Origin of the sequence: Colwellia sp. PAMC 21821 (genome assembly GCF_002077175.1) — a bacterium.
GTDB lineage: Bacteria > Pseudomonadota > Gammaproteobacteria > Enterobacterales > Alteromonadaceae > Cognaticolwellia.
In genome coordinates, this window is record NZ_CP014943.1 from 1,437,437 (window position 1) to 1,463,600 (window position 26,164).

Annotated in this window: 23 protein-coding genes; 6 read left to right on the plus strand and 17 right to left on the minus strand. The window is 37.9% G+C overall.

Annotated features, from left to right (window positions below; translation table 11 throughout):
* Positions 1–176: 176 nt before the first annotated feature.
* Both A3Q33_RS06020 and mdh read right to left on the minus strand, forming a co-directional pair.
* A complete protein-coding gene (locus tag A3Q33_RS06020) occupies positions 177–1,094 on the minus strand; it encodes a collagenase (RefSeq protein WP_231295784.1) in 918 nt (305 codons plus the stop codon).
* Positions 1,095–1,353: 259 nt separating this feature from the next.
* Positions 1,354–2,289 (minus strand): malate dehydrogenase, encoded by a 936-nt coding sequence (gene mdh / locus A3Q33_RS06025; protein ID WP_081179169.1) that lies wholly within the window; start codon positions 2,287–2,289, stop codon positions 1,354–1,356.
* Between the two features lie 256 nt (positions 2,290–2,545).
* On the opposite strand from mdh, the gene argR reads away from it, so the two are divergent.
* Positions 2,546–3,019, plus strand: a complete 474-nt coding sequence (gene argR / locus A3Q33_RS06030; protein ID WP_081179170.1) for a transcriptional regulator ArgR — start codon at positions 2,546–2,548, stop codon at positions 3,017–3,019.
* Positions 3,020–3,279: 260 nt separating this feature from the next.
* Here argR and A3Q33_RS06035 read toward each other — a convergent pair whose 3' ends face one another.
* The 5 genes from A3Q33_RS06035 to A3Q33_RS06055 form a co-directional block, all read right to left on the minus strand.
* Positions 3,280–4,203, minus strand: a complete 924-nt coding sequence (locus tag A3Q33_RS06035) for a Dyp-type peroxidase (RefSeq protein WP_081179171.1) — start codon at positions 4,201–4,203, stop codon at positions 3,280–3,282.
* A 201-nt stretch (positions 4,204–4,404) separates the two neighbouring features.
* Positions 4,405–5,670, minus strand: a complete 1,266-nt coding sequence (locus A3Q33_RS06040) for an ammonium transporter AmtB (protein ID WP_081179172.1) — start codon at positions 5,668–5,670, stop codon at positions 4,405–4,407.
* A 10-nt stretch (positions 5,671–5,680) separates the two neighbouring features.
* A complete protein-coding gene (locus A3Q33_RS06045; RefSeq protein ID WP_081148267.1) occupies positions 5,681–6,019 on the minus strand; it encodes a P-II family nitrogen regulator in 339 nt (112 codons plus the stop codon).
* Positions 6,020–6,421: 402 nt separating this feature from the next.
* Complete coding sequence (locus A3Q33_RS06050) at positions 6,422–7,270, minus strand: HDOD domain-containing protein (protein ID WP_231295785.1); 849 nt, start codon at positions 7,268–7,270, stop codon at positions 6,422–6,424.
* Positions 7,271–7,370: 100 nt separating this feature from the next.
* Positions 7,371–8,171, minus strand: a complete 801-nt coding sequence (locus A3Q33_RS06055; RefSeq protein WP_502687242.1) for a DUF2797 domain-containing protein — start codon at positions 8,169–8,171, stop codon at positions 7,371–7,373.
* A gap of 172 nt (positions 8,172–8,343) precedes the next feature.
* Between A3Q33_RS06055 and A3Q33_RS06060 the strand changes: the two genes are divergently transcribed.
* Together A3Q33_RS06060 and A3Q33_RS06065 are read left to right on the plus strand one after the other, a co-directional pair.
* Complete coding sequence (locus tag A3Q33_RS06060; protein ID WP_231295786.1) at positions 8,344–8,616, plus strand: GIY-YIG nuclease family protein; 273 nt, start codon at positions 8,344–8,346, stop codon at positions 8,614–8,616.
* Between the two features lie 132 nt (positions 8,617–8,748).
* The gene (locus A3Q33_RS06065; RefSeq protein WP_081179176.1) at positions 8,749–9,462 is read left to right on the plus strand and encodes a DUF3581 family protein; all 714 of its coding nucleotides are present in this window, start codon (positions 8,749–8,751) and stop codon (positions 9,460–9,462) included.
* Between the two features lie 113 nt (positions 9,463–9,575).
* Here the strand turns inward: A3Q33_RS06065 and A3Q33_RS06070 are convergent, their stop codons facing one another.
* Together A3Q33_RS06070 and A3Q33_RS06075 are read right to left on the minus strand one after the other, a co-directional pair.
* Positions 9,576–9,830, minus strand: a complete 255-nt coding sequence (locus tag A3Q33_RS06070) for a PGPGW domain-containing protein (RefSeq protein ID WP_081179177.1) — start codon at positions 9,828–9,830, stop codon at positions 9,576–9,578.
* 178 nt (positions 9,831–10,008) lie between these two features.
* Positions 10,009–10,521, minus strand: a complete 513-nt coding sequence (locus A3Q33_RS06075) for a hypothetical protein (protein ID WP_081179178.1) — start codon at positions 10,519–10,521, stop codon at positions 10,009–10,011.
* A gap of 263 nt (positions 10,522–10,784) precedes the next feature.
* Between A3Q33_RS06075 and A3Q33_RS06080 the strand changes: the two genes are divergently transcribed.
* Both A3Q33_RS06080 and A3Q33_RS06085 read left to right on the plus strand, forming a co-directional pair.
* Entirely contained in the window at positions 10,785–11,663 is an 879-nt protein-coding gene (locus A3Q33_RS06080; protein WP_081179179.1) for a DNA ligase, read from the plus strand.
* A gap of 39 nt (positions 11,664–11,702) precedes the next feature.
* Positions 11,703–12,317 carry a LysE family translocator gene (locus A3Q33_RS06085; protein WP_081179180.1) on the plus strand — a complete coding sequence of 205 codons (615 nt, stop codon included), beginning with the start codon at positions 11,703–11,705 and terminating at the stop codon, positions 12,315–12,317.
* Between the two features lie 64 nt (positions 12,318–12,381).
* Here the strand turns inward: A3Q33_RS06085 and A3Q33_RS06090 are convergent, their stop codons facing one another.
* The 7 genes from A3Q33_RS06090 to A3Q33_RS06120 form a co-directional block, all read right to left on the minus strand.
* Positions 12,382–13,275: a class I SAM-dependent methyltransferase gene (locus A3Q33_RS06090; protein WP_081179181.1), complete on the minus strand. Its 894-nt coding sequence runs from the start codon at positions 13,273–13,275 to the stop codon at positions 12,382–12,384.
* A gap of 86 nt (positions 13,276–13,361) precedes the next feature.
* Positions 13,362–14,786, minus strand: a complete 1,425-nt coding sequence (locus A3Q33_RS06095; protein ID WP_081179182.1) for a sodium-dependent transporter — start codon at positions 14,784–14,786, stop codon at positions 13,362–13,364.
* A 183-nt stretch (positions 14,787–14,969) separates the two neighbouring features.
* Positions 14,970–15,809, minus strand: a complete 840-nt coding sequence (locus tag A3Q33_RS06100) for an HDOD domain-containing protein (protein ID WP_081179183.1) — start codon at positions 15,807–15,809, stop codon at positions 14,970–14,972.
* A 79-nt stretch (positions 15,810–15,888) separates the two neighbouring features.
* The gene (locus A3Q33_RS06105) at positions 15,889–17,583 is read right to left on the minus strand and encodes a M28 family metallopeptidase (protein ID WP_081179184.1); all 1,695 of its coding nucleotides are present in this window, start codon (positions 17,581–17,583) and stop codon (positions 15,889–15,891) included.
* Between the two features lie 236 nt (positions 17,584–17,819).
* A complete protein-coding gene (locus A3Q33_RS06110) occupies positions 17,820–18,311 on the minus strand; it encodes an Lrp/AsnC ligand binding domain-containing protein (RefSeq protein WP_081179185.1) in 492 nt (163 codons plus the stop codon).
* Between the two features lie 463 nt (positions 18,312–18,774).
* Positions 18,775–21,342, minus strand: a complete 2,568-nt coding sequence (locus A3Q33_RS06115; protein ID WP_231295787.1) for a sensor domain-containing phosphodiesterase — start codon at positions 21,340–21,342, stop codon at positions 18,775–18,777.
* Positions 21,343–21,462: 120 nt separating this feature from the next.
* Complete coding sequence (locus tag A3Q33_RS06120; RefSeq protein ID WP_081179186.1) at positions 21,463–21,750, minus strand: hypothetical protein; 288 nt, start codon at positions 21,748–21,750, stop codon at positions 21,463–21,465.
* 247 nt (positions 21,751–21,997) lie between these two features.
* Between A3Q33_RS06120 and A3Q33_RS06125 the strand changes: the two genes are divergently transcribed.
* Entirely contained in the window at positions 21,998–22,837 is an 840-nt protein-coding gene (locus tag A3Q33_RS06125) for an isopenicillin N synthase family dioxygenase (RefSeq protein ID WP_081179187.1), read from the plus strand.
* A gap of 122 nt (positions 22,838–22,959) precedes the next feature.
* On the opposite strand, the gene A3Q33_RS06130 is transcribed toward A3Q33_RS06125, so the two are convergent.
* Complete coding sequence (locus A3Q33_RS06130; protein ID WP_081179188.1) at positions 22,960–26,163, minus strand: efflux RND transporter permease subunit; 3,204 nt, start codon at positions 26,161–26,163, stop codon at positions 22,960–22,962.
* Position 26,164 lies beyond the last annotated feature (1 nt).

The window sequence follows — 26,164 nt, forward strand, 5'->3', positions numbered from 1 at the left end:
CCAATATGATTAATTAAGTGTTCTACTTTTCATGAGGAAAAATGGCTAATGACAAGGCATAAAATGTAGTCAGTAGTTATGCTACTTATAAATTTTATAACGCCGTAATTAGTCATTTTCCCCATTAAAAATGAGCAGCTAATTAATCAACTTAGTCTAATGCTACGTTTGGTATCTTACTGTGTTGCTGTATCAGTCGGGGGTAACTCGACAAGCCATTGACTAAATTCATCATCGTAGCGGCTAGCCCAACTTGTAATAAGCGCCTGATAGCCCGGCCAATTACCCGTTCGAGTGAAGTGCAGCATATGGTCTATTTGTTTACGATGATTTTCCATCATAAAACGTACGGCTAAATAGCCCCAACGATAAACCCGGTCTGTGCCAGTATTTGCATTACTGCTGGTATTAAATAACTCGCTCAACTTAAAACTGTTGGTTTTTGCTAGCGCAACTGCTTTCGGGTTGTTGGTTCCCCATGCTAGATACTCCCCTAAACCTTCAACCCACCAAACAATATGCGGATAGGGTAAATTTGGGCTTGGACAAAATTCGGGGCCAGCATGGTCATCATGCAAACCATTGCAATAATCACCATACTTATTAAAACGGCCATCAAGATAATGAATATACTCATGAGATAAATTCCAAATTTTTCCTTCACGCGCATAAGCTACAAATTCGGCGCGGTTATTATCTCGACTGGGATAGCCTTCCAAATACATGCCACCGTTATTCGTAGGCATAGTAAAATGTGCGCTTGCATATTTAATAAATTCATCGCGATTAGCATAAATATTAGCCCGCATTTTATCGTTATAGTCATCGGCGACCGGTTTTCCTCTGGTAGCAAAGGTAAGGTGAAAGTGGTCTTCTTGGGCGATAAGTGCTTTACAAGCGTTAGCTAACTGCTTCGCACTCAAAGATTGAGAACGAATAACAATCGACTCATTACAATCCGTGACTTGCTGCAATACTTCATCAACCGTATGCAATGCTTTAAGTGTTGATAATGAGGGGTTTTCGTTTGCTACAACCGACCACGCCATTAGCGCAGCCATATACAAGCTTGCTAAAGGAAGGTTTTTTTTCAAGCAGCATTTTTTAAAAATGGAATTTTTCAACGTAAGGCCTAGCTGTTAGTCATTTATATTTTGCCTATAATATAATACAAAGTTGATTGATTATCTGCCCATTTTTAAATGGTTTACAATAACATTCATACCAATTTTATTAATTACGTGATCTACTTTTTCATTTTATCCATTAAAAATGCCAAGCTGATTAATCAACTTGGCATTAGACAATAAAAAACCGCGATAACGCGGTTTTTAATACAGAGCTTAGTAAAGATTAGCCGTTGATAAAATCAACACCTTCTTTAATATCTGCGTTTAATGTTGCAAGCATGTCATTTTTAGCTTTTTCTTCGAATGCACTTAGCGCGCCGTATGGCAATATTTCAACAATACCATTAACACCTAAACGTACTGGGTGAGCAAAAAATGGTGCATCACCACCTTCAACTTCAACGTAAGCGTAATCAACAACGTCTTCGCCTTGTAAACCTTTCACTAAAGATAAACAAAAACGAGCAGCAGCAGCGCCCATTGAAAGCGTAGCAGAACCGCCACCAGCTTTAGCGTTTACAACTTCAGTACCGGCATTTTGAATGCGTGGCGTTAACGCGGCAACTTCTTCATCAGAGAAAGTAACACCTTCAACTTGTGAAAGAAGTGGTAAAATTGTTGTACCTGAATGGCCACCAATTACCGGGATTTTCACTTCGCTTACGTTCAAGCCTTTCAATTCAGCAATAAATGCTTCAGAGCGAATTACGTCAAGTGTTGTTACACCAAAAACACGGTTTTTATCATAAGTACCGGCTTTTTTGAAAACTTCAGCAACAATTGGCACTGTACCGTTTACTGGGTTAGTAATAATACCAACTAACGCTTTAGGACAGTTAGCAACAATGCCTTCTGCTAAAGTTTTAATAATACCCGCATTAACGGCAAATAAATCTGCACGGTCCATACCTGGTTTACGTGGCATGCCAGCAGGAATAATTACAATATCAGCACCTGTTAACGCGCCGGCTAAATCGTCAGCACCAAAACCAGCAACTTTCACTGCTGTAGGGATGTGTGATAAATCAACGGCAACACCTGGAACTACTGGTGCAACGTCATATAAAGATAGCTCAGAACCCGCAGGTAATTGAGTTTTTAATAGTAAAGATAACGCTTGGCCTATTCCGCCAGCAGCGCCTAGCACAGCAACTTTCATTCGATGTCTCCGAAGATTTGAGTAATTACGTAAAAAATTTGTCGGCCAAAAGATATATTATAAACCGCCAAAAAACAATGTTTATACTAATTCTATTACATTTATTCCCCGCTCAGCGCTTCATAACTTTAGTAGACTTAGTATTATTCACCTGTATTGACCTATAAGGATAACGTATAATAAAAATTGTGAAATAATACTTAGGTATTATAAACCAATAATAGTCGACCATAATTTTATCACTTAGTGGACCTATATGAGCGGACAACAAAAACAAGAAGCTTTAGTGCAAGCATTCAAAGATTTATTAAACCAGGAACAGTTTAGTTCACAGGGTGATATTGCCGAGGCTTTAAAAGCTCAAGGGTTTGAGAATATCAGCCAATCTAAAGTATCACGTATGTTAAGTAAGTTTGGTGCTGTAAGAACGCGCAATGCCCGCCAAGAAATGGTTTATTGCTTGCCTGCAGAGTTAGGCATGCCTACAGCTAAAAGCCCGCTTAAGCAACTCGTACTCGATATTGAGCACAACGACGTGATGATCATTATTAGAACCAGTCCTGGTGCGGCTCAATTAATCGCGCGTTTACTAGATAGTTTAAGTAAAAGTGATGGTGTGCTTGGCACAATTGCGGGAGACGATACTATTTTTATTGCCCCCACTAATGTCAAAGCAATTAAACAAACCATTTCTCGACTTGAAGCGTTGTTTTTAAAGAATTTAACTTAACTTAACTATTAACTGTTATTAATGCGGGTTATTGTTGATTAGATTTATGGCGGCGTAACGCTATACATTTTCAAAAAAATATAGCGTTACAACGCGTGCCAATCTCACTGAGCATCAGGCATTTCTACTGGTTAAAAAAAACAATTACTGCGTTATTTATTTAATCATGAGAACAGAGGATTATTAAATAAATATCTTTTCATTGGCGATTTTCCTTGCGGATAAAATAGACCCGCTAATTAAATGAAATTGATTTAGCACTATTCGCCAAGCTGCGCCAAAACATTTAAACTTGGCACAAAAAACGCCGCACCTGTCTCAGCTTGAGTATATTTAAGCAGATGATCACTATGGCCATGAGCATCACCACTGATCATACTTTTAAGCATTAATTCGAAAGGCTCAGGTGTGTGGCAGTAAGACACAAAAAACAATCCCTGCAGTTTCATATCGCCATAAGGCATACTTTGCCGCAATATTTCAAGACTATTACCTTCACTATCTTTTAAGTTAACGCGCTTAATATGAGACGTTGGTGCTTTATTTTCTTCTGAGTACTCATCATTATTAACTTTGGTCCGTGAGAAAACATCTTCTTGTTCTTTAACTTCCAATGAGTTCCACAAATTTAAGTTGTGTCGATAACGCTGAATATGTAAGTAACTGCCAGCTGCAAACTCGGGATCTTGTTCTTCATTAATCAGGGCAACTCGACGACGATGATGACCTTGTGGATTTTCGGTGCCATCAACAAAGCCACTTAAATCACGACCGTCTAAAAAGCGAAACGATCGAACTTGCTCGACTAATTCAACACTATCAGCCAATAACTGACAAACTTTTGTCGCTACAATATGATTGACGTCAGCTCGGTCACCACGAATTTCAATATAAAGATCATAGTTATTCGCAGGTGCAGTTCGATCTTCTATCGCCATTTCTGGAAATTGTCGCAAGTGTTTTGGCCGACCGTTAGGATACAATTCATCCCAAAAATTGGTGCCAATAGCGACAACACCCGCTAAATTAGCTTCTGAAAAGCGGTCAGCATATTTATCAAATAAAGCGGGTAAACGGGATAGAGCTTTACGTAAAAATAAATTTTTATCATCTAAAGCATTAAATAATAAATAATATCCATGAAGACTGGGCTCCGCACAAACGCCAAACTGCTCTCTTGCCATGTAACAATCCACTCATAAATATATCGATTAATTTCTTAATTTTACACAGTTTATTACTAATGGCAGTAAACTTTGAAAATTATTTATTATTTTTGTGAGCTTTTAGCTTGTTCGAGCAAATTTCAAGGCTGGAAAATAATAAGCCTGTGTACGTTAATACACAGGCTTAGGTTACCAAATAATTTATACCAAGTTGATTACTTAGCCGCGAGTAAACTCTGGATAGGCTTCCATACCACAATCAGATTGATCACAACCTTCATATTCTTCGTCTTCGCTAACTCTGATACCAATAACTTTTTTCAGCACAAACCAGACTACAAAACTGGTCGCAAACACCCATACAAAAATGGTTGCAGCGCCGATTAATTGCCCGCTGATGCTCGATGCACTGTTCGTTACAGGCACTAACAACAAGCCCAGTAAACCCACTACACCGTGTACTGATATTGCGCCAACCGGATCATCAATTTTTATTTTATCCAAGCCAATAATAGACAGCACAACAACAATACCCGCCATTGCGCCAAACAATGTTGCTTGTATAGGTGTTGGGGTTGATGGTTCAGCCGTTATGACGACTAATCCTGCTAACGCGCCATTTAACACCATGGTTAAATCTGCTTTTTTAAATAACACTTTAGCTAAAATCAATGCGGCTACAGCACCCGCTGCTGCTGAAGCATTAGTATTTAGAAACACCATGGCCACTGAGTGTGAGCTGGCAATATCGCCCAGTTTTAATACTGAACCACCATTAAAACCAAACCACCCCATCCATAAAATAAATGTCCCTAAGGTCGCCATAGGCAAATTAGAACCTGGTATTGCGTTTATTTGACCATTTTTACCGTATTTACCTTTACGTGCGCCCAATAAAATAACACCCGCTAGTGCCGCAGCGGCACCGGCCATGTGCACAATACCCGAACCAGCAAAGTCTGAGAATCCAAGTTCAGATAACGTATATAAACCAAAAACGGCATTGCCACCCCAAGTCCAGCTACCTTCCATTGGATAGATAACCCCCGTTAACACAACAGCAAAAGCTAAAAATGCCCATAGTTTCATACGCTCAGCTACTGCACCTGAAACAATTGACATAGCTGTTGCTACGAAAACTACTTGGAAAAAGAAATCAGATGCCGCTGAATATATTGCGGCACCGGTAAAACCATCTTCACGGGTAGAAAAATCGGCTAATACTTTTGCAGGGTCAACCGTTTCTATACCTGATAAAAACATGCCGCCACCATACATAATGTCGTAACCAACAAATAAGTACATCATGCAGGCAATAGCATAAAGCGCGACATTTTTAGTCAAAATTTCGGTGGTATTTTTAGCTCTAACTAAACCCGCTTCTAACATCGAAAAGCCTGCAGCCATCCACATTACTAGCGCGCCACAAATTAGAAAGTAAAAAGTGTCCATTGCGTACTGAAGTTGAAAAATATTTTGTTCCATGAGTTTGCTCCTATATCGCTTCTACGTCTTGTTCACCAGTACGAATGCGCACGGCATGCTCAAGGTCATAAACAAATATTTTGCCATCACCAATTTTTCCGGTATGGGCAGCTTCTGCTATCGCATCAACTAACCGCTGTACTACCTCATCGTTTACCGCAATTTCAAGCTTTACCTTAGGTAAAAAGTCCACTTGATATTCAGCACCACGATATAACTCGGTATGCCCTTTCTGGCGACCAAAGCCTTTTACTTCACTAACGGTTAGCCCTTCAATACCTATTTCAGAAATAGCCTCTCTGACATTATCAAGCTTGAATGGCTTTATGATTGCGCTTACTAGTTTCATGTTGCATTTCCTTAATTATTATTAACCTTTACATATCAAGCTTTATGCCAGAAAAAATAAACAATAAAAAACAATACCATAGCTATTTTTCAGTCCATATTCCCGCACCACGACAGTGCGCATGAAAATGATTTGTAAGCTGCTGGTGCAATATTCTTGCAAAAAATGATCTACAGGAAGTAATTTGAATAAGTAGAAAGGAGGTAACTGAAGTTAATATAAAATACCGGAGCGGTAGTTAGTTTTAAGAGTAAAGGCCTAAGCCTAGAACTAGATATATAGATATAGATATAGATATAGATATATAGATATAGAGATAGATATATAGATATAGAGATATAGATTTAATGTTTCGACACGTAATTTGAGTAAGCAGGGGAAGCTTATGTATAGACATAATTATTAAAAAATCATGGCAGAGCCTGGGTTTATAATTGATAAAACACTTAAGCGCTCAAAATCACAAAAATTAACAGCCCCTTGCAGCATATCTTCGTTTATTGGTAACTGCTGCATAGCATCTTCGGTTAAAATCAGTTCAATGGGGTGCATACTACAATCAAATTGACTCAACATAATTCTTTTCGCTAGATACAATAATTTAGTTTCATCGGTGCTGTAGGCAAAGTCATTATTGTCTTGGTTGCGAATAGGCTCGATAATGCTATACGGTAATTGCCATTGTTTTAAAAGCTCGGCCGAGCACTCACCATACGTAAAGCCAAGGCTTTGTTTTTGCTTATCCCAAGGTAATTCTGTCGCGGTGAACTTATTAGCCACTGTTGCTTTTTCAGGAGACGATTGTTGTATAACAAGCTCGCCCAAGTTATGTAGTAAGCCAATAATAAATAGGCGTTCCGCATTGGGGATTCTCAGTTGAACGCCAATGTATTTAACGATTAATGCACAATCAACACTTTTACACCAAAAATCATCTAAATAGTCCGGATCTACATTTAATTCCTTAAACGCACGGCTAGTAAAAAAAGATATCACGAGGTTATATACTTCGGTAATCCCCAGCACCAGCAAGGCTTTAGAAATGGTATCAATTTTCCCTGGATAATTAAAAAATGAGCTATTAGCAAGTTTTAATATGGTTCCCGACAATGCTGGATCTAAGATAATAACATCTGCGATGTCGTCAATCGTTGAATCTTCATCATCAATTAATTCCTTGATACGGATAAAAGAATCTGAAAGAACAAATATTTCACTGGCTTGTTGTGCATAATCGATAGCATTCATCATAATGATCCTAAAATCGCTTTTATCGCTATAAATAACTTAGCTAAAACTAAATCTACGAGTAATAAATTCAGTTTAGCCTATGTAATACCAAATAAAATAATTAACTTACCTGTAAATTAACATGATAAGACGTAAATTTACGTAAATTAATCACGCCAGTTTCAAAAATTAAATATTGTCCTTTAATACCGAGCAATACACCTGAAACCTCTGGTGTTTTATCAAAGTTAAAGGATGAAATTTTTGTTAAATACTCTTTAACAGGAAAATGTAAATCCACCACACTTTCATCTAATTCTGTTACAGCATCAGCACCGTACTTGAGGCTAACGCTTGCCAATTTTTCTGCAATTTTAGGCTTCAACTCTTCCGCTATTGCTTTTAAATCTAGCGCATCAGCACTGCCTTTAAGCATTGCTCGCCAATTTGTTTTATCGGCAATAAATTCAGCTAAGGCAATTTCAACTAGCCCTGACTGTAAGCGAGTACTCACTTTAAAAATGGGTAACGCTTGAGTCGCGCCTTGGTCAATCCAACGAGTCGGTATTTGGGTATGACGCGTAATACCGACTTTTAAGCCAGAGGTATTAGCTAGGTAAACATAATGAGGGATCATACAATTGCTTTCCCCCCATGCTGGCTCTCGACAAGTCCCCTGCTCGAAATGGCAAGTTTCTGGCTTCATAATACACATGTCACATTGTGCTAGTTTTTGCATACAAGGATAACAATAGCCTTGAGAATAACTCTTTTTAATTTTTCTGCCACAATGCTGACAATCGATATAACCACTAAAATTCAGTGTCAGGCGCTTCCCAATAAGTGAATTTAGCTCAACTTCTTGATCGCCCAATACCATGCGATAATTTACCGTACCATCTGAAGCTAAATCCGCACGCATTTTGCGCAGAGCACCTGTTTCTGTTTGTAACATATCTCAACCTATTATTTTTTCAGACAGTTATAATATAAAAATCGCCTACTAGCAGCCACCATTAATTCATTTTTATCTCGAATATCGCCCAAAAAATTGCGAAAATGAATTATTAGCTCACTGATCAGACTTTATTATTATGTGGTACGTATATTTTCTTCGTTGTGCCGACAATAGCCTTTATGCAGGCATTACCACCTCGCTTGAACGACGTTTAGATGAGCATAATAAATGCAATAAAAAAGCGGCAAAATATACCCGTATTCGTCGCCCGGTAACTTTGGCATATTCTGAGCCTCAACTAAATCGGCAGCAAGCAAGCCGCCGTGAGTATCAACTTAAACAGCTGAGTAAACATAATAAAGAACAACTGGTTAATACTTATACATTAAGCAATACAGCTGAAAAATAACCGCTTAATCCTCTAAAGGCCTTATTTTTACTGGTCAGCTTAGTGAGTTATATATTAATAACCTTCGATTTTAGCAAGGCATACTGATAGAATAGCGCCGATTTTAATAGCTTAAAGTGATGACAAGTATCCATGTTTTTAGAGAATTATTGCCGAATTACGGATGATAAAGTTAGTTTCACACGCCAACAGGCAAGTGACTTTGCTAAGCAAATTGCTGATGATTTTAATCCTTTACATAATATTGATGCTAAACGCTTTTGCGTTCCGGGCGACTTGTTGTTTTCATTAATATTGGAACGTGCCGGTTTGCACCAAGAAATGAGCTTTAAATTTTCTGGCATGGTAACCGATTCCACAAAATTAAATATCCCAACAGAAATAACCACCGTGGCCAGTATCGTCGACGATAATCAAAAAGAATATTTGAATATGTCAGTGTCTGGCGACTACACAAAAAACAGCAACTCCATTACCGCATTGACCCGTGCCTATGTCGAATTTTCGGGCCACACTTTCCCACATATTCTCGTAGAATTGATGAAAGAATGTCAGGTGATGATCAACCCGACTCGCCCGATGATAATGTATGAAAGTATGTCAATTCATCTTGATAACCTAGATTTTGAAGACATCACATTACGCTTATCATCAACGACGTTAGATATTGATGGAAAACGCGGTAACGCCTGTTTATCGTTTGATTTAGTCTCACAAGATAAAGTCATAGGTCATGGCAAGAAATTCATGCTATTGAGTGGTTTACGAGAGTATTGCCAAGACACTATTGATAATATTGTTACTCAGTATAATAATACTAAAGCACTTTATATAGCGCAAAAGTAGCCTGTAACCTCAATAGCACTGTTGGGTTTTAGTCACTATGAGTAATTGCGATAAAGCCGATTACTCATTAAATTTTCGCTAATTAGGCTGTTACAACTTTTAGCCCAACGATATTAACCACGCAGTTTCCTGCCTACCCAATGAAACGCTTGATCAGTTTTGACCGCCGCTTGTCGAAAATAACGCTGACTTCTTTTTAGCCACACTTTTGCCCAATCATATTCTAGGCTTAATAATGCTAATCCAACTGGTATAAATATTACTGCTGGGCCGGGTAACAATATAAATATGGCTCCCAGCAATAAACACATAAAACCTAGTATGATGAGACCTGTTCGTTTTAATTTTGCTAGTGTAGTATTTTTCATATGTAGCCTGTGGATGATTAACTGTCTGTTTAGTAAATAATTAGCAAGAGTTGTTTCAAAAAAATTTACGCATACTTATCAGTCAATTAAAAACACACTGCACAAAATCATAGTAACAATGTGGCGTAAAAACCAACATATTAGCGGCTATTGCAAAGTATATTTAATCCCAAGTTGATCAATAGCTTTGTTCAAATTTTGCTTGCTGGCTACGTTTATCTTCAACACATGCGGCAAACTGTTGCGTAGATTTTGGCCGAGCACACATGTTCGCTGGTTTATAGAATAACAGCCAAGCTTGCAACTTTTCATCTTGATATATTGAACGTACTACCACAGGGTTATTACTGGCAAATGGCACTAAAGGTTTAATCGGTTTTTGAAAGGCTAGTTTAGAACTAGTCTTGTTGTATTTTTTCTTACTCGTGTACTTTTTCTTTGATTTTTTCTTCTTTTTTTTCTTTAATTTGGGTTTCAGTTTACCTGTTTCACATCGCCACCATGTATCTCGCGCCTTAGCTTCTTTATTGGATAAGCTTTGACTACGCTTGTTTGAGCTAGCTTGACGCTGTTGATTTTGAATATTATCGAGTTTACTGCGATAACCTTGGCAGTGTTTTTTTCCTGCTATCGCCGAAAATGAACCTAATAAAAACATTAATATTAAGCAAAAAATAAAAATCCGTTTCATCTTCTATCATCCATTAAATTCCATTTTAAGCCAGAGTGTAGTCAACATTGAGAAAATATCGACTTTATCTCAGTACTACTCACTACTGCTTGCTGGCTGCTCACTCCTAATAAAGTTAATTATTAATGGTTAATGTTAATTTCCTTTTGAGTATTAATAAGTGATGTACCAATAACAAAAAACACTTCTATACTGTATTCAAATCTACTGAAAATACGCGTTAACGTTTTTTAAATTCAACACTAATAAATAAAGGAACAAGGATGTTTCAATCAACTACCTATCAACAAATTATTTGCCTTATTTTTTTACTTTCCATATTGCCTAATCTGCAAGCTCAGCAATTATCAAAAGACAAAATGGGCCAAAAAAAACCACGATTACAACTTGCCACTAAATATCAAGAAAGTACGGTCATTAATGACTACTGGGTGAGTGAGAAATTAGACGGTGTACGTGGATACTGGACTGGTAAACAGCTATTAACACGAAGTGGTAATGTATTATCGCCACCAAAATGGTTTGTTGAACATTGGCCTAAAGTCGCTATGGGAGGTGAGCTTTGGAGCGAACGAGGTCAATTTGAACAAATTAGTGCGTGTGTCAGACGCAAACTCGCAGACGGTGCATGCTGGAAAAACCTTAAACTGATGATTTTCGACTTACCTCAACAAACAAATAATTTTACTGCGCGAATCGCCACCATGAAGCAATTAACTCAGGACAATAGCTCGCATTACCTAGCGATGATTCAACAACAAAGAGTAGCAAATAATGCAGAGTTGTATGCCTGGTTAAATCGCGTAGTTGATAGTCATGGTGAAGGTTTAATGCTTCATCTTGCATCAGCAACTTATCAAAGTGGTCGTAGTAAAAACCTATTAAAACTAAAAAGACATCAAGACGCTGAAGCCGTTGTTATTGGCTATTCCGCTGGAAAAGGAAAATATGAAGGCTTACTTGGCGCATTATTGGTTAAAACGCCTGAAGGCGTTATCTTTAAAATAGGGACGGGATTATCCGATCAACAACGCAAGGTAGCGCCTACAATTGGCAGCGTAATAACCTATAAATACATTGGTAAAACACAGCGAGGTGTGCCAAGATTTGCCAGTTTTCTTCGCATTAAAAATCTACATTAGTTTTCTAAAACACATTACCTAGCTAAGGCGTTTCAAATTATGGAATTTCATTTATGGTTATCATTGGTTGTTATTTGTATTCTTGGCGCCTTATCTCCAGGCCCTAGCCTTGCCATAGTGATTAAAAACACTTTAAACGGTGGTTCACGTCAAGGCTATGCCACAGCCATCAGTCACGGTTTAGGTGTGGCATTATACGCTGCGATAACAGCGACAGGTATTGGTCTGCTCATAGTACAATCGCCGATGCTATTTGCGACAATAAAATACGCGGGCGCAGCTTTTTTGTTGTACATGGGTATTAAGGCCTTAATGAGCAAACAAAAAAACATTCAATTTAGCCAAAAAGATAGCGCCTTAGACCCTACAATCAATGGTTGGCGAGATGGCTTTTTAATTGCTTTCTTAAACCCTAAACTAGCGATTTTCTTCTTAGCATTATTTAGCCAATTTGTTGAACCCGGAGCCGGTTGGCAGCAAAAAGGCGTGATGACCGCAACCGTAGGCATTATTGATATGCTGTGGTATGTCATTATTACTTTTACAATGTCACGTGGACCTATATTAGAAAAACTAAAGGCTAATAGTCATATAGTCGATAAAGTTACCGGTAGCTTTTTAATTTTATTAGCGGCTCGTGTGGTATTAAATTAGTAAACACTTATAAAATATAAACGTTTGCTTGAATAAAAAATTTATACAAGCAAACGGTTAAGGCTTACACCCTTGGTTTATATATAAAGTACAAACACTTCAGCCCTTTACCAACATGCGCTTCTTTAAAAACTTCAGGGGCATTAAGTTGATATTGAAATACGCAGTCGGGGCATTCTCTTGTGACTTCTGCCATTAAAAATTCAATATTGAGATCTGGCGAATTCAAGCATAACAATACGTCACCATTGTCTGACATTAAATCAGGTAAGCGACGAATAATTTTCTTATAATCTCTTTCAATATCAACGCTGCCTTTCTGAAAGGATGGCGGATCTGAAACTAACAGTTGATACGGTCCGTGCTTTTTCAGACGCCCGTAAGATTTAAAAATATCAACACCTTCAAAAATAACCTTACTGAGATCTTGATGGTTCAGTCGATGATTTTCTCGCCCTTTGGTTAAAGCGCTTTTACTCATGTCAATATTAACCACTTTACTTGCATTACCTGCCAATGCAGCGACCGAAAATGCACAGGTATATGAGAACAAGTTCAATACACGCTTATTTTCGCTGCGTTTTTTAACCCATTCTCGGCCATTTCGCATATCTAAAAACAAACCTGAATTTTGCGCTTTACCTAAACTGATATGATACTTTAAACCATGTTCTTTTGCGGTTAAATTGGCTATTTCTTGTCCCCAAAGTAGTTCACACGGGGCAAATTTTCGACAGCGATACTGTACTTGAATAGATTGGCATTTATCGGTCAAGGTTATTAATTGAACCACTTGCTCGGCTAACCAGCTAGGCTCAACTTCTTGATATAAGCTGATCAAAATAACGGGCTCAAACCAATCAATATTGACATGCGACAACTCAGGATATGCATGGCCACGACCATGGAATAGCCGCTGGCTTTCACTGAAGTCACATGGTTGGATAAATTCAATCATTATAAGAAGCTCTAGCTACAAAAAAATAGGGCCGGATAATAACAAATTATCCGGCCCTATTCATTTTAATTAATAATTAGCTGTATTTAAAAGCCAAAAATACTATAACCAAAGAACTTTTGCATAACCGTATTGATAAAAATACCAAATACTATCACGGGGATAAACGTCCCTAACGAAAAGTTAATATACTTCTCAACCCAAGAGCCTTTATAGTTTGCATTACCTACCGAAAGCTCTTCAGATAACTGCAATCTTTTCCAGCGGTAACTGACAAACACACATAATAAAAAGCCATTTAACGGCAAAATAGTATCGTAGAAAACATCATAAATTACATCAAAAAATGAACGAGTCCCACCAGCATAAGAGGTAAATTCGGTAAAGTATGACACCATACCAAATGATAACGTTGCAAAAACAGTTAATACCCCTGCCGTCATCAGCAATATCGATAAGGCTTTCTTACGGCTGTGCTTTTTCTCTGTTACTAAATAAGATACTGGCACCTCTAAAATAGAAACTAAAGACGTTATAGCGGCAAAAAACACTAGAATAAAGAAGAACGCGGCTACCGCACTTGCGCCGATATAACCAATTGAAGTTTGTAACGCTAAAAATATTTTAGGTAAAAAGGTAAAAATTAACGATACTGAACTATCACTCAATTCCGCTGGATTTACATTAGGATTGAATGAAAATACCGCTGGTAAAATCATTAAACCAGCAGTGAATGCAACCGCGGTATCGGTTAAAGCGACAAGTTTTGCTGAACCAACAATATCGGTTTTACGGTCTATATAAGAGCCATAAGTAATCAGTATACCCATACCTAAAGACAAGGAGAAAAACGCTTGTGATAACGCGCCATTAATCACCGCAGGCGTAATTTTAGATACATCAGGAATCAAGAAGAACTTAACACCTAAAAGTGCGTTATCTAACGTTAAAACATAGCCCACCATAATAAGTAACATAATGAACAAGGTCGGCATCAATATTTTTGACGCTCTTTCAATACCGTCTTTAACGCCGGCAACCAGTATAAAGTTAACAATGGCGGCAACTACTACCATACCCCCGAATAAATATGGGCTATTAACAAACTCACCAAAACCATTACTGCTGGCTAAGTAATCTAAATTACCACTTAATGTTAAAGCAATATAACCAAAAATCCAGACCGTAAGCACCATATAAAAAACAGCGATCATAAAGGGGGTTAATACGCCAAGAAAACCAGCAGCTCCCCAAGCCCTACTACCGCCACTTAAGGTTTTATAAGCCCCGACAGGTTCTTTTGCCGTTTTGCGACCAACCGCCATTTCGGCAACCATCACGGGTAAACAAATAAAGAAAACAAAAAGTGCATACATTAATAAAAATGCACCGCCACCATTTTTAGCCGCATTCACAGGAAAGCCGACCAAATTACCGATACCAACTGCTGAACCTGCAGCGGCTAAAATGAACCCTAAGCGGGAACTAAAATGCTCTCTTTCTGTACTCATAAGTATCCTTCGTTGTAATTTTAGGGCTAATGATTATAATTTTATTTAAAAAGTGCCCATTTACCTGCTGTTCGCCAAAATAAGCGCCGACCGATGCTAGCAGGCTTTATTCCTAATGTCTTGTTTTGAAAACAGTCCTTAGCAAGCAAAGTGTATAATATATATTGCACTTGCTAAGCGTGGTTAACCATAAAATTTTGCGTTCATAATGCTGAGGATATTTTCCGTTTCAATTGTGGCAAAATTTGCCGCATCTTCTAAATCATTGCTTGATACCTTCAAGGAATTACATATTTCGACATCAATACTGTCGTCATAACTAAATTCTTCGGGATGACATTCCACGAGTGCCAACCGAGAAGCCAAGTAAAGCACTTTCACATCTTTATTGATTTGAATGTTATGAGCATTATTATAATGACGAATTGGCAAAATTATTTTTTCTGGGATCTGCCAAATTTTCAGTAATTCGGCAGAAACTTCAGTGTAGGTAAAACCTAACACCTGTTTTTGTAATTCCCATGGCAGTATATCCGCATTATAGCCTTCGCACTGTTTGGCTAAATCTGGCGAAATTTTTGCGACAATAAGTTCGCCAAAATTTTGTAATAAACCAGCAACAAATAAGCGTTCTATATCTCGAATACCTGCGGTAATAGCTAAGTTTTTCGTTGCTAAACCACAAAAAACACTCATATGCCAAAAGCGTTTTAAATCAATAGATTCATTAGAAAAATGCTTAAATGCTGTCGCGGCAACATCAACTAGCATCATGTTATAAATCGCTTGTGTACCAATAATTGTAATTGCCCGTGAAATAGTACTAATTTCGCCAGGAAAACTGTAAATGGCGCTATTAGCAATTTGCAGTAAACGTGATGTCATTGAAGGATCAACACTGATTACATTAGCAAAATCTTCGATACTAGATTCGTCATCTTCCATCAAGGCCTTTATTTTAAAACACGCATCGGGAAGCGCAAAAGAACCATTGGCCTGTTCGGCATATTCGAGAGCATTCATCAATTAATAATTCCTTATTTAAATGTTTAATAGCTGTAATTAAACCAATTGAAATAAATACTCCAATTGGTATTAAACATTATTGCGCAAATGTTAGACCAAAAAAATCATCGTCATGCCACTGAGGACGCGCTGATTGGTTGGCAATCTCTAAACCTATCATCATGTTAACTAATGCAAAGTTCGCAGCAGCTTGGTAGTTAATGGGTAACGTAATTTCGTCACTGTGTTGATGATAGTGATTCTTTAAAAAGTCACCAAATACCGCACCACCATCAATACTGTCATCGGTTGATTTAAAGCCTGTCATCAAGAATACTGATGGAATACCCGCTTTAACAAAACTGTAATGATCACTGCGTGTGAATAGTGCCTGCTCTGGCATAGGGTCTTCACTCAGCTCTATATCAATTTTCTTCGCCGCCGTTGCCACAATTTCTCCCATAGTTGAATGAGTTGAACCAAAAGCGATAACATCTGCAAATGGATATAAAATTAACGGCATGTCCAAATTAACATTGGCTACTAATTTCGTGACAGGTATCGTTGGATTATTAGCAAAATAGCTTGAGCCTAACAAGCCTTTTTCCTCACCCGTAACAACAACAAATAATACTGAACGTTTTGGTTTTGTTGGCATTTGCGCTAACAAACGCGCAGTTTCAAGTAAAATAGCAACACCAGAAGCATTATCTAATGCGCCGTTATTAATGGTGTCTTCATCATCACTATGTGAGCTTATACCTATATGGTCAAGATGGGCGCTAAAGACAACATACTCATTTTTTAATTCGTCATCGCTACCTTCAATAGCCGCGATAATATTAGGACTGGTGATCTGTTCATGCCGAGAGCGATTTTTCAGTGTAACTTGGTAAGGTAGAGCAAAACCTTTTATCGCTACATTGTTCGTATCGGCGTCATAAATATCAGTTAAAGTAAGTGCTGCATCTTCAAACAGCGCTTTTGCTGCATCTTGATCGATATAAGCACCTGATACTATTTCTGGTTGTTTGCCAAATGGCACATCGTATTTAGTAAGCCAGCTTAAACGAGGTGTATTGGCGGATTGTGCAGATTTTTCAAAACTTCGAACTTTTTCACGCTTTGGGGTATGTATGGTGATAAAGCCAACCGCGCCATGTTCAGCTGCATGTCGACTTTTCTCTGCGCCTGAGCCAATGTGAGCACCTTCTTCAGACGGTAAATCATCAGGTCTGCCCGTTAACGCAACAACAATTTTTCCTTTTACATCGATATTTTCATAATCGTTATAACCAAACTCTTTCGATACCACCCCATAGCCAACAAACACCGTTGGAGCAGTAATAGCTACTTCATTTTGTAAGCTTGAGCCCGACATTAAAAATTCGGTTACATAATCAAGCTCAACATCACCCTTTAAACCATGAATGATTGCACTGGCTGAACCTTCGACAAGATAACTTTTACGAAAACGAACTTGTTGTTCAAACCCGCGTGGTTCAGTACCTATATTGGTACCTTGTGGCGTCAACCCAAGCTGTTTAAAGTAAGACTTTACATAGTTGGCGGCAATTTGATAACCCTGACTACCCGTATCTCTACCTTGTAATGTGTCATCCGCTAAAAATTCTATATGTGCTTTAATATTGTCGGCATTAACTTGGCTAGGTACTTCTTCAATGCTAGTTTGCAAAGGCGCAGTGGGCTGTTTATTACAGGCCGACAACGCGATAATAGAAAATGCAACTAGGCTAATTTTTTTGATTATTTTCGATGGGAGTATATTCATGGTTTCTCATTAACTTAAGCCTGATCGATATTTAAATCATTAAATAACTTGGTCATTAATATACCGATTTGGCTTAATTATTTTTATAATTACATCTGAGCTTTTTTGAGGTTTACATCAATAAAAGCAGCTAAAAAATATCTTCTGACACTATATCTGCTGTTATCTGAAAAAACTAGTTCACAATACGAAAAGCAAACAGCGCGTACACCACAGAGTGTTACTATAACTTTGCATTACCGTATTTTCTCATCAAAAATAGGAATGCCAGAGTGCCTTTTAACATGTTCCATCACCACATAAGTGTGGGTTTGTGACACCCCTGGCAACTCAACTATATTACCCAATAAGACCCGATATGCATCCATATTTTCAAAACGTAATTTCAGTAAGTAATCAAAGCCTCCCACTACCATATGACACTCAGCAACTTCCTTAATATCAATTACTTGCGAACGAAATTCATTAAAAATATCAGCAGTAGTACGATCTAATGTCACTTGGATGAAAGCGGTCATACCGCAATTTAGCTTGCTGGCATTTAAAAAAGCACCGTAGCGTTCGATATAGCCTTCTTGTTCGAGACGTTTTACGCGTTCCAAACAGGGACTTGGACTCAAATTAACATGTTGTGCTAAGGTGTTATTTGATATTCGACCATTTTTTTGTAAAATATCTAAAATAGTTAAATCAATGCGATCTAGCGTTCTGGGTTTACTATTTGTCATTTGTTGGTCTATTTTATGGTTAATGACTTAAATTACACAATAAATTACCGTAAAAACGCCAAAAGCGCCAACATATTATGTTGCTACAACAACTCACTAATCGCGATTACATTAATTAGTTGCTCTATTTTATACGCAGTAAAACGGTAAAATATAAGGCGTGTTTTAATCAATAGGAATGCTCGGGTAATTTTCAAATAGATATAATACTAATATGACTCATTAACTGTTCTCCTTTTTTATGATAAAAATGAATAAATACAAGACTTAAACTGAGTAAGGTATTTTTCTACTGATAAATTTTATAACGCCGTGGGGGGTTATTTTAACCATTAGAAATAAGCTGACGGATAATCTACTCGGTATCATCAACTCGGAATCATCAGTTAAATCGATAAAGCCAGGCATAAGTGAATTATTAGCGGCTTTTGAGGCATGTCACTTCAGAGCTTAAACCTTTGCTTTAGCTTTTACTCAGTAGAAAGCATTCGATTTCATCGCCCGGTAAAGGTTTAAAATAATAATAACCTTGACCATAATCACAACCCATTGATTTCAATAGTTGGGCATCCGCTTCGTTTTCTATACCTTCCCCCACTGTCGCCATATTTAAATTAGCCGCTAAATCAATAATGGTTTTAATTATCGCTTGATGATTGCCTCTTTCATGCACATTATGAATAAAAGAGCGGTCAATTTTTATGACATCCATTGGGAAACGATGTAAATAACTTAAACTCGAATACCCTGTACCAAAATCATCGAGTAATATTTTTACACCCATTTTTTTCAATGCTCGCATATTACCGAGCACAACGTCACTGTTTTCCAACAATGCACGTTCAGTTAATTCAACACGAACTTGGTGGGGTTGAACACCGGTTTTATCAATAATGGATTGAATATCTTGCGGTAAACTTAAGTTAAAGAAGTGGTTACAATACAAATTACAGCTAACATAAAGGTGATCTAACCCTAGGCGTTGCTGCCAAAGCATTAATTGTTGGCAAGACTTTTCTAGAATTTGTAAATCGATAGCCATGACTAAATTAGTTTCTTCTGCTAACGGAATAAAGTCGTTAGGATAGACAAAACCACGTTTGTCACTCTGCCAGCGCGCTAACGCTTCAAAGCCGATAATTTTACCATCGGTAATCTGCACTATGGGTTGAAAATACGGTACAAATTCCTGATTATCAATCGCTTCTCGAATGTCAGACTCTAACGATAAAGCATTTTGCACTTCTTTATGCATACTTGAGTCAAATACTTCAAAACGCCCCTTACCTTTATCTTTTGCATGATACATTGCAATATCGGCATCTCTAAGCATAGAGTCTGCAGTGTCATAACGCTCATTATTAAATAAAACACCAATGCTAGTACCAATAAAAACAGATTGATTTTCAATCATAAATGGTAAGGACATTAATGACGTTATGCGTTTCGCCACTTCGAAAACACCTTCACTGCCTTCTATATCTTCTACCAATATAACAAATTCGTCACCGCCTAAGCGTGCAACGGTATCTTTGTCTCGAATTACGTCAATTAATGCGGAAGAAATCTCTTTTAACAGGTTATCTCCAGCATGATGACCAAGGTTGTCGTTGACCACTTTAAAGCGGTCTAAATCCAGAAACAGTACGGCAAATTTAGATTCAGGGTGGCGTTTGTTACGGGCAATAGCACGGTTTAATAAGTCAATAAATACCGCTCGATTCGGCAACCCCGTAAGAATGTCATGTGAGGCGGCGTGTTGAAGTTTTTCTTCGGCTATTTTACGCTGTTTTATTTCATCTTCTAAGGCCGCGGTGCGAAGTTTAACTTGGTGCTCTAACAGTTCATAAGTTTTACGTTCATCATTGGCAATTTCACGGCGCTTCATCGCTGATGCCACATGCCTTGATACAAAGCGCAATAACTCTGCATCTTGCTCTGTAAAGAATACTGACTGTTGGTAACTTTGTATCACCATCGCCCCAAGCAATTCACCCGAATGAATTAAGGGCACACCAAGCCAAGACAATACGTCAGCTTCTGGCTTAATGGTTATGCCTTTTTGATGTAAGTCCTGCATACCCTGCTGATCAAGCAATACAGTTTCACTACTTCTTAACACTAATTCAGTAAAGTGGTTTGACAGTTTACGTGCCTTATAATATCCATCGTCATTACTAAATTGTTGATCAAGGTAATAAGCAAAAAACAACTCGTCATTTTTCGCATCATACTTAGCAATATAGAAGTTTTCGGCGTTGAGCAACTGCCCTACAATGTTATGAACCAAGCTGTAGAAAGTATCGATTTCTAGATCTGGATCATTGGTTAGCTCTGAAATTCGATAGAGTGACTCTTGAAGTAACTCAGCTTTTTCACGATCGCGTATTTGTTGCATTAATTCTCGAGTGCGAGAGTCAACAGCCTCTTTTAATCGTCCTCGATCTTGTAAGCGTGTTAATGCGGTAACAATATGTTGAGCGGTAAACTCCAGTAAATCTCGTTCCGCCTCTTGATAACGCGTTGCCGCTGAGTAACTTTGTACGGCCATAACGCCGATGACAAAGCCATCATGTATCAAAGGCACGCCAAGCCAGTCGACACCTGTAGTGCCGACGCCTATTGGATCTATTTTATGCTCTTTTTCTAATTGTGTGATCACTTCAGGCGTCGCTAATAAGGCTTTACCTGTTTCGAACACATAATTTGTCATGGTGCCTTCAAATTCACTATGTGCATATTTCCTTGGCTCCATTTCGTCCTTTTCATCAACATGATAAACAAATTCTAAAGTAGAAAATGTTTGATCATATAGCACGATGTAGAAGTTATTGGCGCTCATCACACCCGCAATAGCATGATGAACTTGTTCAAGGAGGCCGTTAAGATCGACACAATCAATGGATAATTGGTTAAGTTGCAATAACGCAGTATAGCGATTCTTCAACTTTTGATACTTGTGCAACAAGACAATAGATTCTTTTGCCAAATCTGCATTTGAATTTATTAATGGATCTAATGAGTCTGTCAACTTTTCACCATACTACACAGTTAAATTTTTATGAAGGGGGTAGCTATATGCCCCCTTATCCTTTCAAATTGAAATTAAAGTAACAAAAACAGGGCAAAATATCTACCTTAAGCTGTTGTTTTATTTATTAAGTTCTTGTGATTCTGCGACTTCTTTCTTGTTGCCACAAACAGCAGTTTGCTTGTCATCTCGATAATAACGAATATCAATACAATCTTGTTGGTATCTACGTTCCAACTCTGTACGTATTATAGGTTTATTTTTAGTATTAATAATTTGTTTATGCAATGACTGGCATTGTTGTATTTGTTCTGACGCTATTGTTACATCTTCACAAGCATTATTACTGGAGCTGCATGCCGAAAAAAACACCACTGAGGAAACGATAACTACCAATTTTTTTATCATGCTACTTCTCTTTTATTTAACAAAACTTATTTAACAACCGATTAATAACTCTTAGAAAATGTTATCAAAATTGAATTACTTGATGTGAGGCGAAGTCACTGTATGCTTGATACTCATTAAGTTATACCACATGCTAGATAATAAGTATTTGCCAACGATGATTGAATTCATCAACTTCCTTTTAGTTTGGTATATAATACGTAAAAATAAAGATTAAGCATTAAGATTATTGTATTAGGGGAAAACTATGCAAGTACAAGTTGTTGATTATCGCGCTGATGACGCCGCACAAAAATTTGTCGAGAGTCTACGTAACACAGGATTTGGGGTATTAACTAATCACCCTATTCAACAGGCATTAGTAGATAAAATATATCAAGATTGGTATACGTTTTTTACACAAGAAGAGAAACAAGGTTTTGCCTTTGATCCTGAAAAGCAAGACGGATACTTTGCTCCTGAGATTTCAGAAACGGCAAAAGGTCACACTAAAAAAGATATTAAAGAGTATTATCATGTCTATCCTTGGGGACGTATTCCTGAGCAATTAAAAACCGATATTCTTAACTATTATAAAATGGCATCGGATTTAGCCAGCGAATTACTTGATTGGGTAGAAAAGTATAGTCCACCAGAAGTCACAAAGCTCTATTCAGAGCCTCTGTCGAATATGATCATGGACACACCAAACACTTTATTAAGAATTTTACATTATCCGCCGCTTAAAGGGACAGAAGAACCTGGCGCTATTCGCGCCGCAGCACACGAAGATATTAACTTGCTGACTATTTTGCCTGCAGCTAACGAACCAGGTTTACAAGTGCAGGCCCAAGATGGCGAATGGCTTGATGTTCCAGCTGATTTTGGGCATTTGATTGTCAATATTGGCGACATGCTTCAAGAAGCGTCACAAGGTTATTTTCCGTCAACCAGTCACCGAGTTATCAACCCAACAGGTGAAAATGCGACTAAATCACGGATATCTTTACCACTATTTTTACACCCACGTAACGAAGTGGTCTTGTCAGACAAACACACCCATGCCAGCTATTTATTAGAAAGATTAAAAGAGTTAGGGGTTAAATAACGCTAAGTGTTAATCAAAAAAGCCATCACATTGTGATGGCTTTTTAATTTTAGCTTAACCCAGACTAGAACTAAGCAGATTTATCATTAGCTTTTCGAAATAATAACCAGTAAAAATTATCCCTATAAGGTTTCACTTTTAAGGTTATCTAAAGCTGGTGTAGTTGTATCAGGCACTTTTTTCTTACGTTTAAACAATGCCTTAATATCTTCAATTATGAGATAAAGGCAAGGTATAAGTACTAACGTCACAATAGTGGCAAATAACACCCCAAAAGCTAGCGAGACTGCCATAGGAATAACAATTTTTGCTTGTGCACTAACTTCAAAAAAGATGATAGGTACTAAACCAATAAATGTCGTAATCGAGGTTAACATGATAGCTCTGAAGCGTTTACCTCCGGCATGCATTACCGCATCAACCAATCGCACACCGCGTTTTCTTGCGTTGTTAACATAGTCAACCATGACGAGTGAGTCATTCACCACCACCCCGGCAGCCGCGAGTATCCCCATGATTGATAGAGCATTTAAGTCCATACCTAAAATAAAGTGACCTATTACAGCACCTATGACGCCAAATGGTATAACCACCATGATCATCGCTGCTTGTGAATAAGATTTTAGCGGTATCGCCAACAATGAAAATATGATCATTGACGAAATGACAAAATCGCGTAATTGACTATCAGCACCGTCCATTTCCTCTTGAATACTACCCGTGACTTCACTTTTAACTTGTGGGTATTTTCTTAACAGCTCAGGAATGAAATTATCTCGAATATCATTGGCCACTTTAAACGGTTCGACTTGATCAGCATCAACACTCGCCCAGACGTTAATCGTACGATTACCATTTTCACGTCGTATGCTAGTTACACCCTCTTGCAGGGTGATAACGGCTAACTCAGAGAGTGGTAATTCTGCACCGTTGGGCGCTTGAATCATCACGTCATCAACATGACCAACAGAACTGCGTTGATCGAGTGGATATCGCACCATTACTTTCACTTCTTCACTGTCTCGTAAAATACGCTGTGCTTCTAAACCGTAAAAGCTGTAGTTCACCTGTGAAGCAATATTTGCTAATGTTAAATTCAAGCTATAGGCTAACGCCTTTAACTCAAACTGTACTTCTTGGGCACTGGTTTGGCGGCTGTCATTAACATCGCCAATACCTTTTAAAGAATTAAGCTTAGCTTTTAACTCTTTTGCTGCCGCCAATAGTTCTGCATCGTTTTTACTTTCTAATCTAAAGGCAATATCACCATCGTCACGACCACCACCAAATAAGTTATCACCTATATTGAATGATTTAACACCCGGGTAGTTTGGTATAGCTTTACGCCATAAGTCAGAAAGCTCAAAAGTATCCATAGGGCGTAATTCAGGTATCACTAACTTGACCATGATTTGCCCACTTGTTCTGCTGCGTAAATCAACCTGCATATCAGAGATCATCGAATTACCGTATTTTGCTTCAATATCTTGATCAATTTTGTTAATAACACCTTGAATTTTTAACAATGTGTCTAACGTTGCTTTCTCTGAAGCATCAACATTCATCTCTACGGTAACACGAGGGAAATCATGTGGAATTTTAGGCTGGCCAACAAAGCGAACAAAACCGCCACTAAACAAACCAGCACTTATTAACATTAAGCTAATAAAAAACATGAATACGCCATAGCGATATTGAATAAATAGTGCCAAAGCTGGGCTGTAAACATTATCAATAAAGCCTTTTAACTTTGTATCAACCCATAAACGTAACCTATCAATCGGATTTTTAGGATTGAATGCTTTCATTTTCATTTTCACCAAATGAGCCGGTAAAATAAGTTTTGATTCAATCAAAGAGAAAATTAAGCACAAAATAACCACCGAGCCGATGGCTTTACCAAACGCTGAAGACGGTCCTTCGCCAAAAAGAAAAGGTAGAAATACCGCGATAGTGGTTAAAACACCGAAAGTTGCTGGCATCGCAACACGTTTAACACCACGAATTACATTATCGGTACTGTGGCCGTGCTCTTCAATTTCATCATGAGCACTTTCCCCCATAACAATGGCGTCATCAACCACGATACCTAGCACTAATATAAAGGCGAATAAGCTAATAACATTAATGGTGACATTAACAAACTCAAGTGGCATCACGAGTAAAGTACCAAGAAAACAAACCGGTAAACCCATCATTACCCAAAAAGCTAAACGAACACGTAAAAATAGCGCCAACATTAAAAAGACTAATACCGCACCGCTTTTCATGTTGTCTACCATCATGTTTAAACGACCTTCGAGGTAATAGGTCATATCTACCCATGTCTCTAATTTCACACCTGTAGGTAATATTAGTGACTTTTCTTCTACGTATTTTTTCACCACACTGGCAATATCTGTGATGCTTTGGTTGTCAGCAGCACCTATAAATAGCGTAACTGAGTTTTTACCATTAAACTTAGAATATTGTAATCCCTCTTCGAAGCCATCAATAATGGTGGCTAACTCGCCTAAAACGATGCGAGTTCCATCAGCTAAAGTAACCACGGGAATTTGTTCAAACTCATGCCCCCGATAAGCCTGATTTTCTACCCGTAAATTAATATAGCCATTTTCTGCACGAATTTGTCCCGCCGACATATTTCGAGAATAACTGCGCACCGCATTCGCGATATCATTAAAGCTTAAACCGTATTCGCGTAGCTTATCTTTGCTTACTTCAATTGATATTTCATAGTTTAAACCACTAAATAAATCAGAAATATTGATCGTGGGAAGTTGTTGTATTTCATTGTGGATCTTACGACCAAGCTCTTTTAATTCACCGTTGGTTAAATCTCCGTACAAGCTAAGATACATAACTTCTTGACGAAATTTTTCCCGCTCTATTTTTATCCGTTCCATACCATCAGGAAAACTAGAAATTGAATCTATTGCTGATTTAACTTCTTCTAGCACTACTTGAGGATCATAATCTAATTCAACTTCAAACCAGCCGTTTGAAAAGTTACGATTTGAATAAGTAATTACACGCTTAAGGCCTTGAACTGTTTCCAATGCTTCTTCAATTTTAATCGTTATACCTTCTTCAACCTCCTGCGGCGCAGCTCCTGGGTATGGCGCAGCATAAGAAATCCAATTAACTTTAACTTGTGGAAACATTTGCTTATTAATGGTTTGAATAGTTAAAAAACCACCCACTAAAATAAAAATCATTAATAAGTTAGCTGCAACGCTATTACGGGCAAACCAAGCTATTATTCCGCTGTTAGTATCAATGCTATGATCAATTTCTGCGGTTTTTTTAGGTGTAACAGTTGTCATG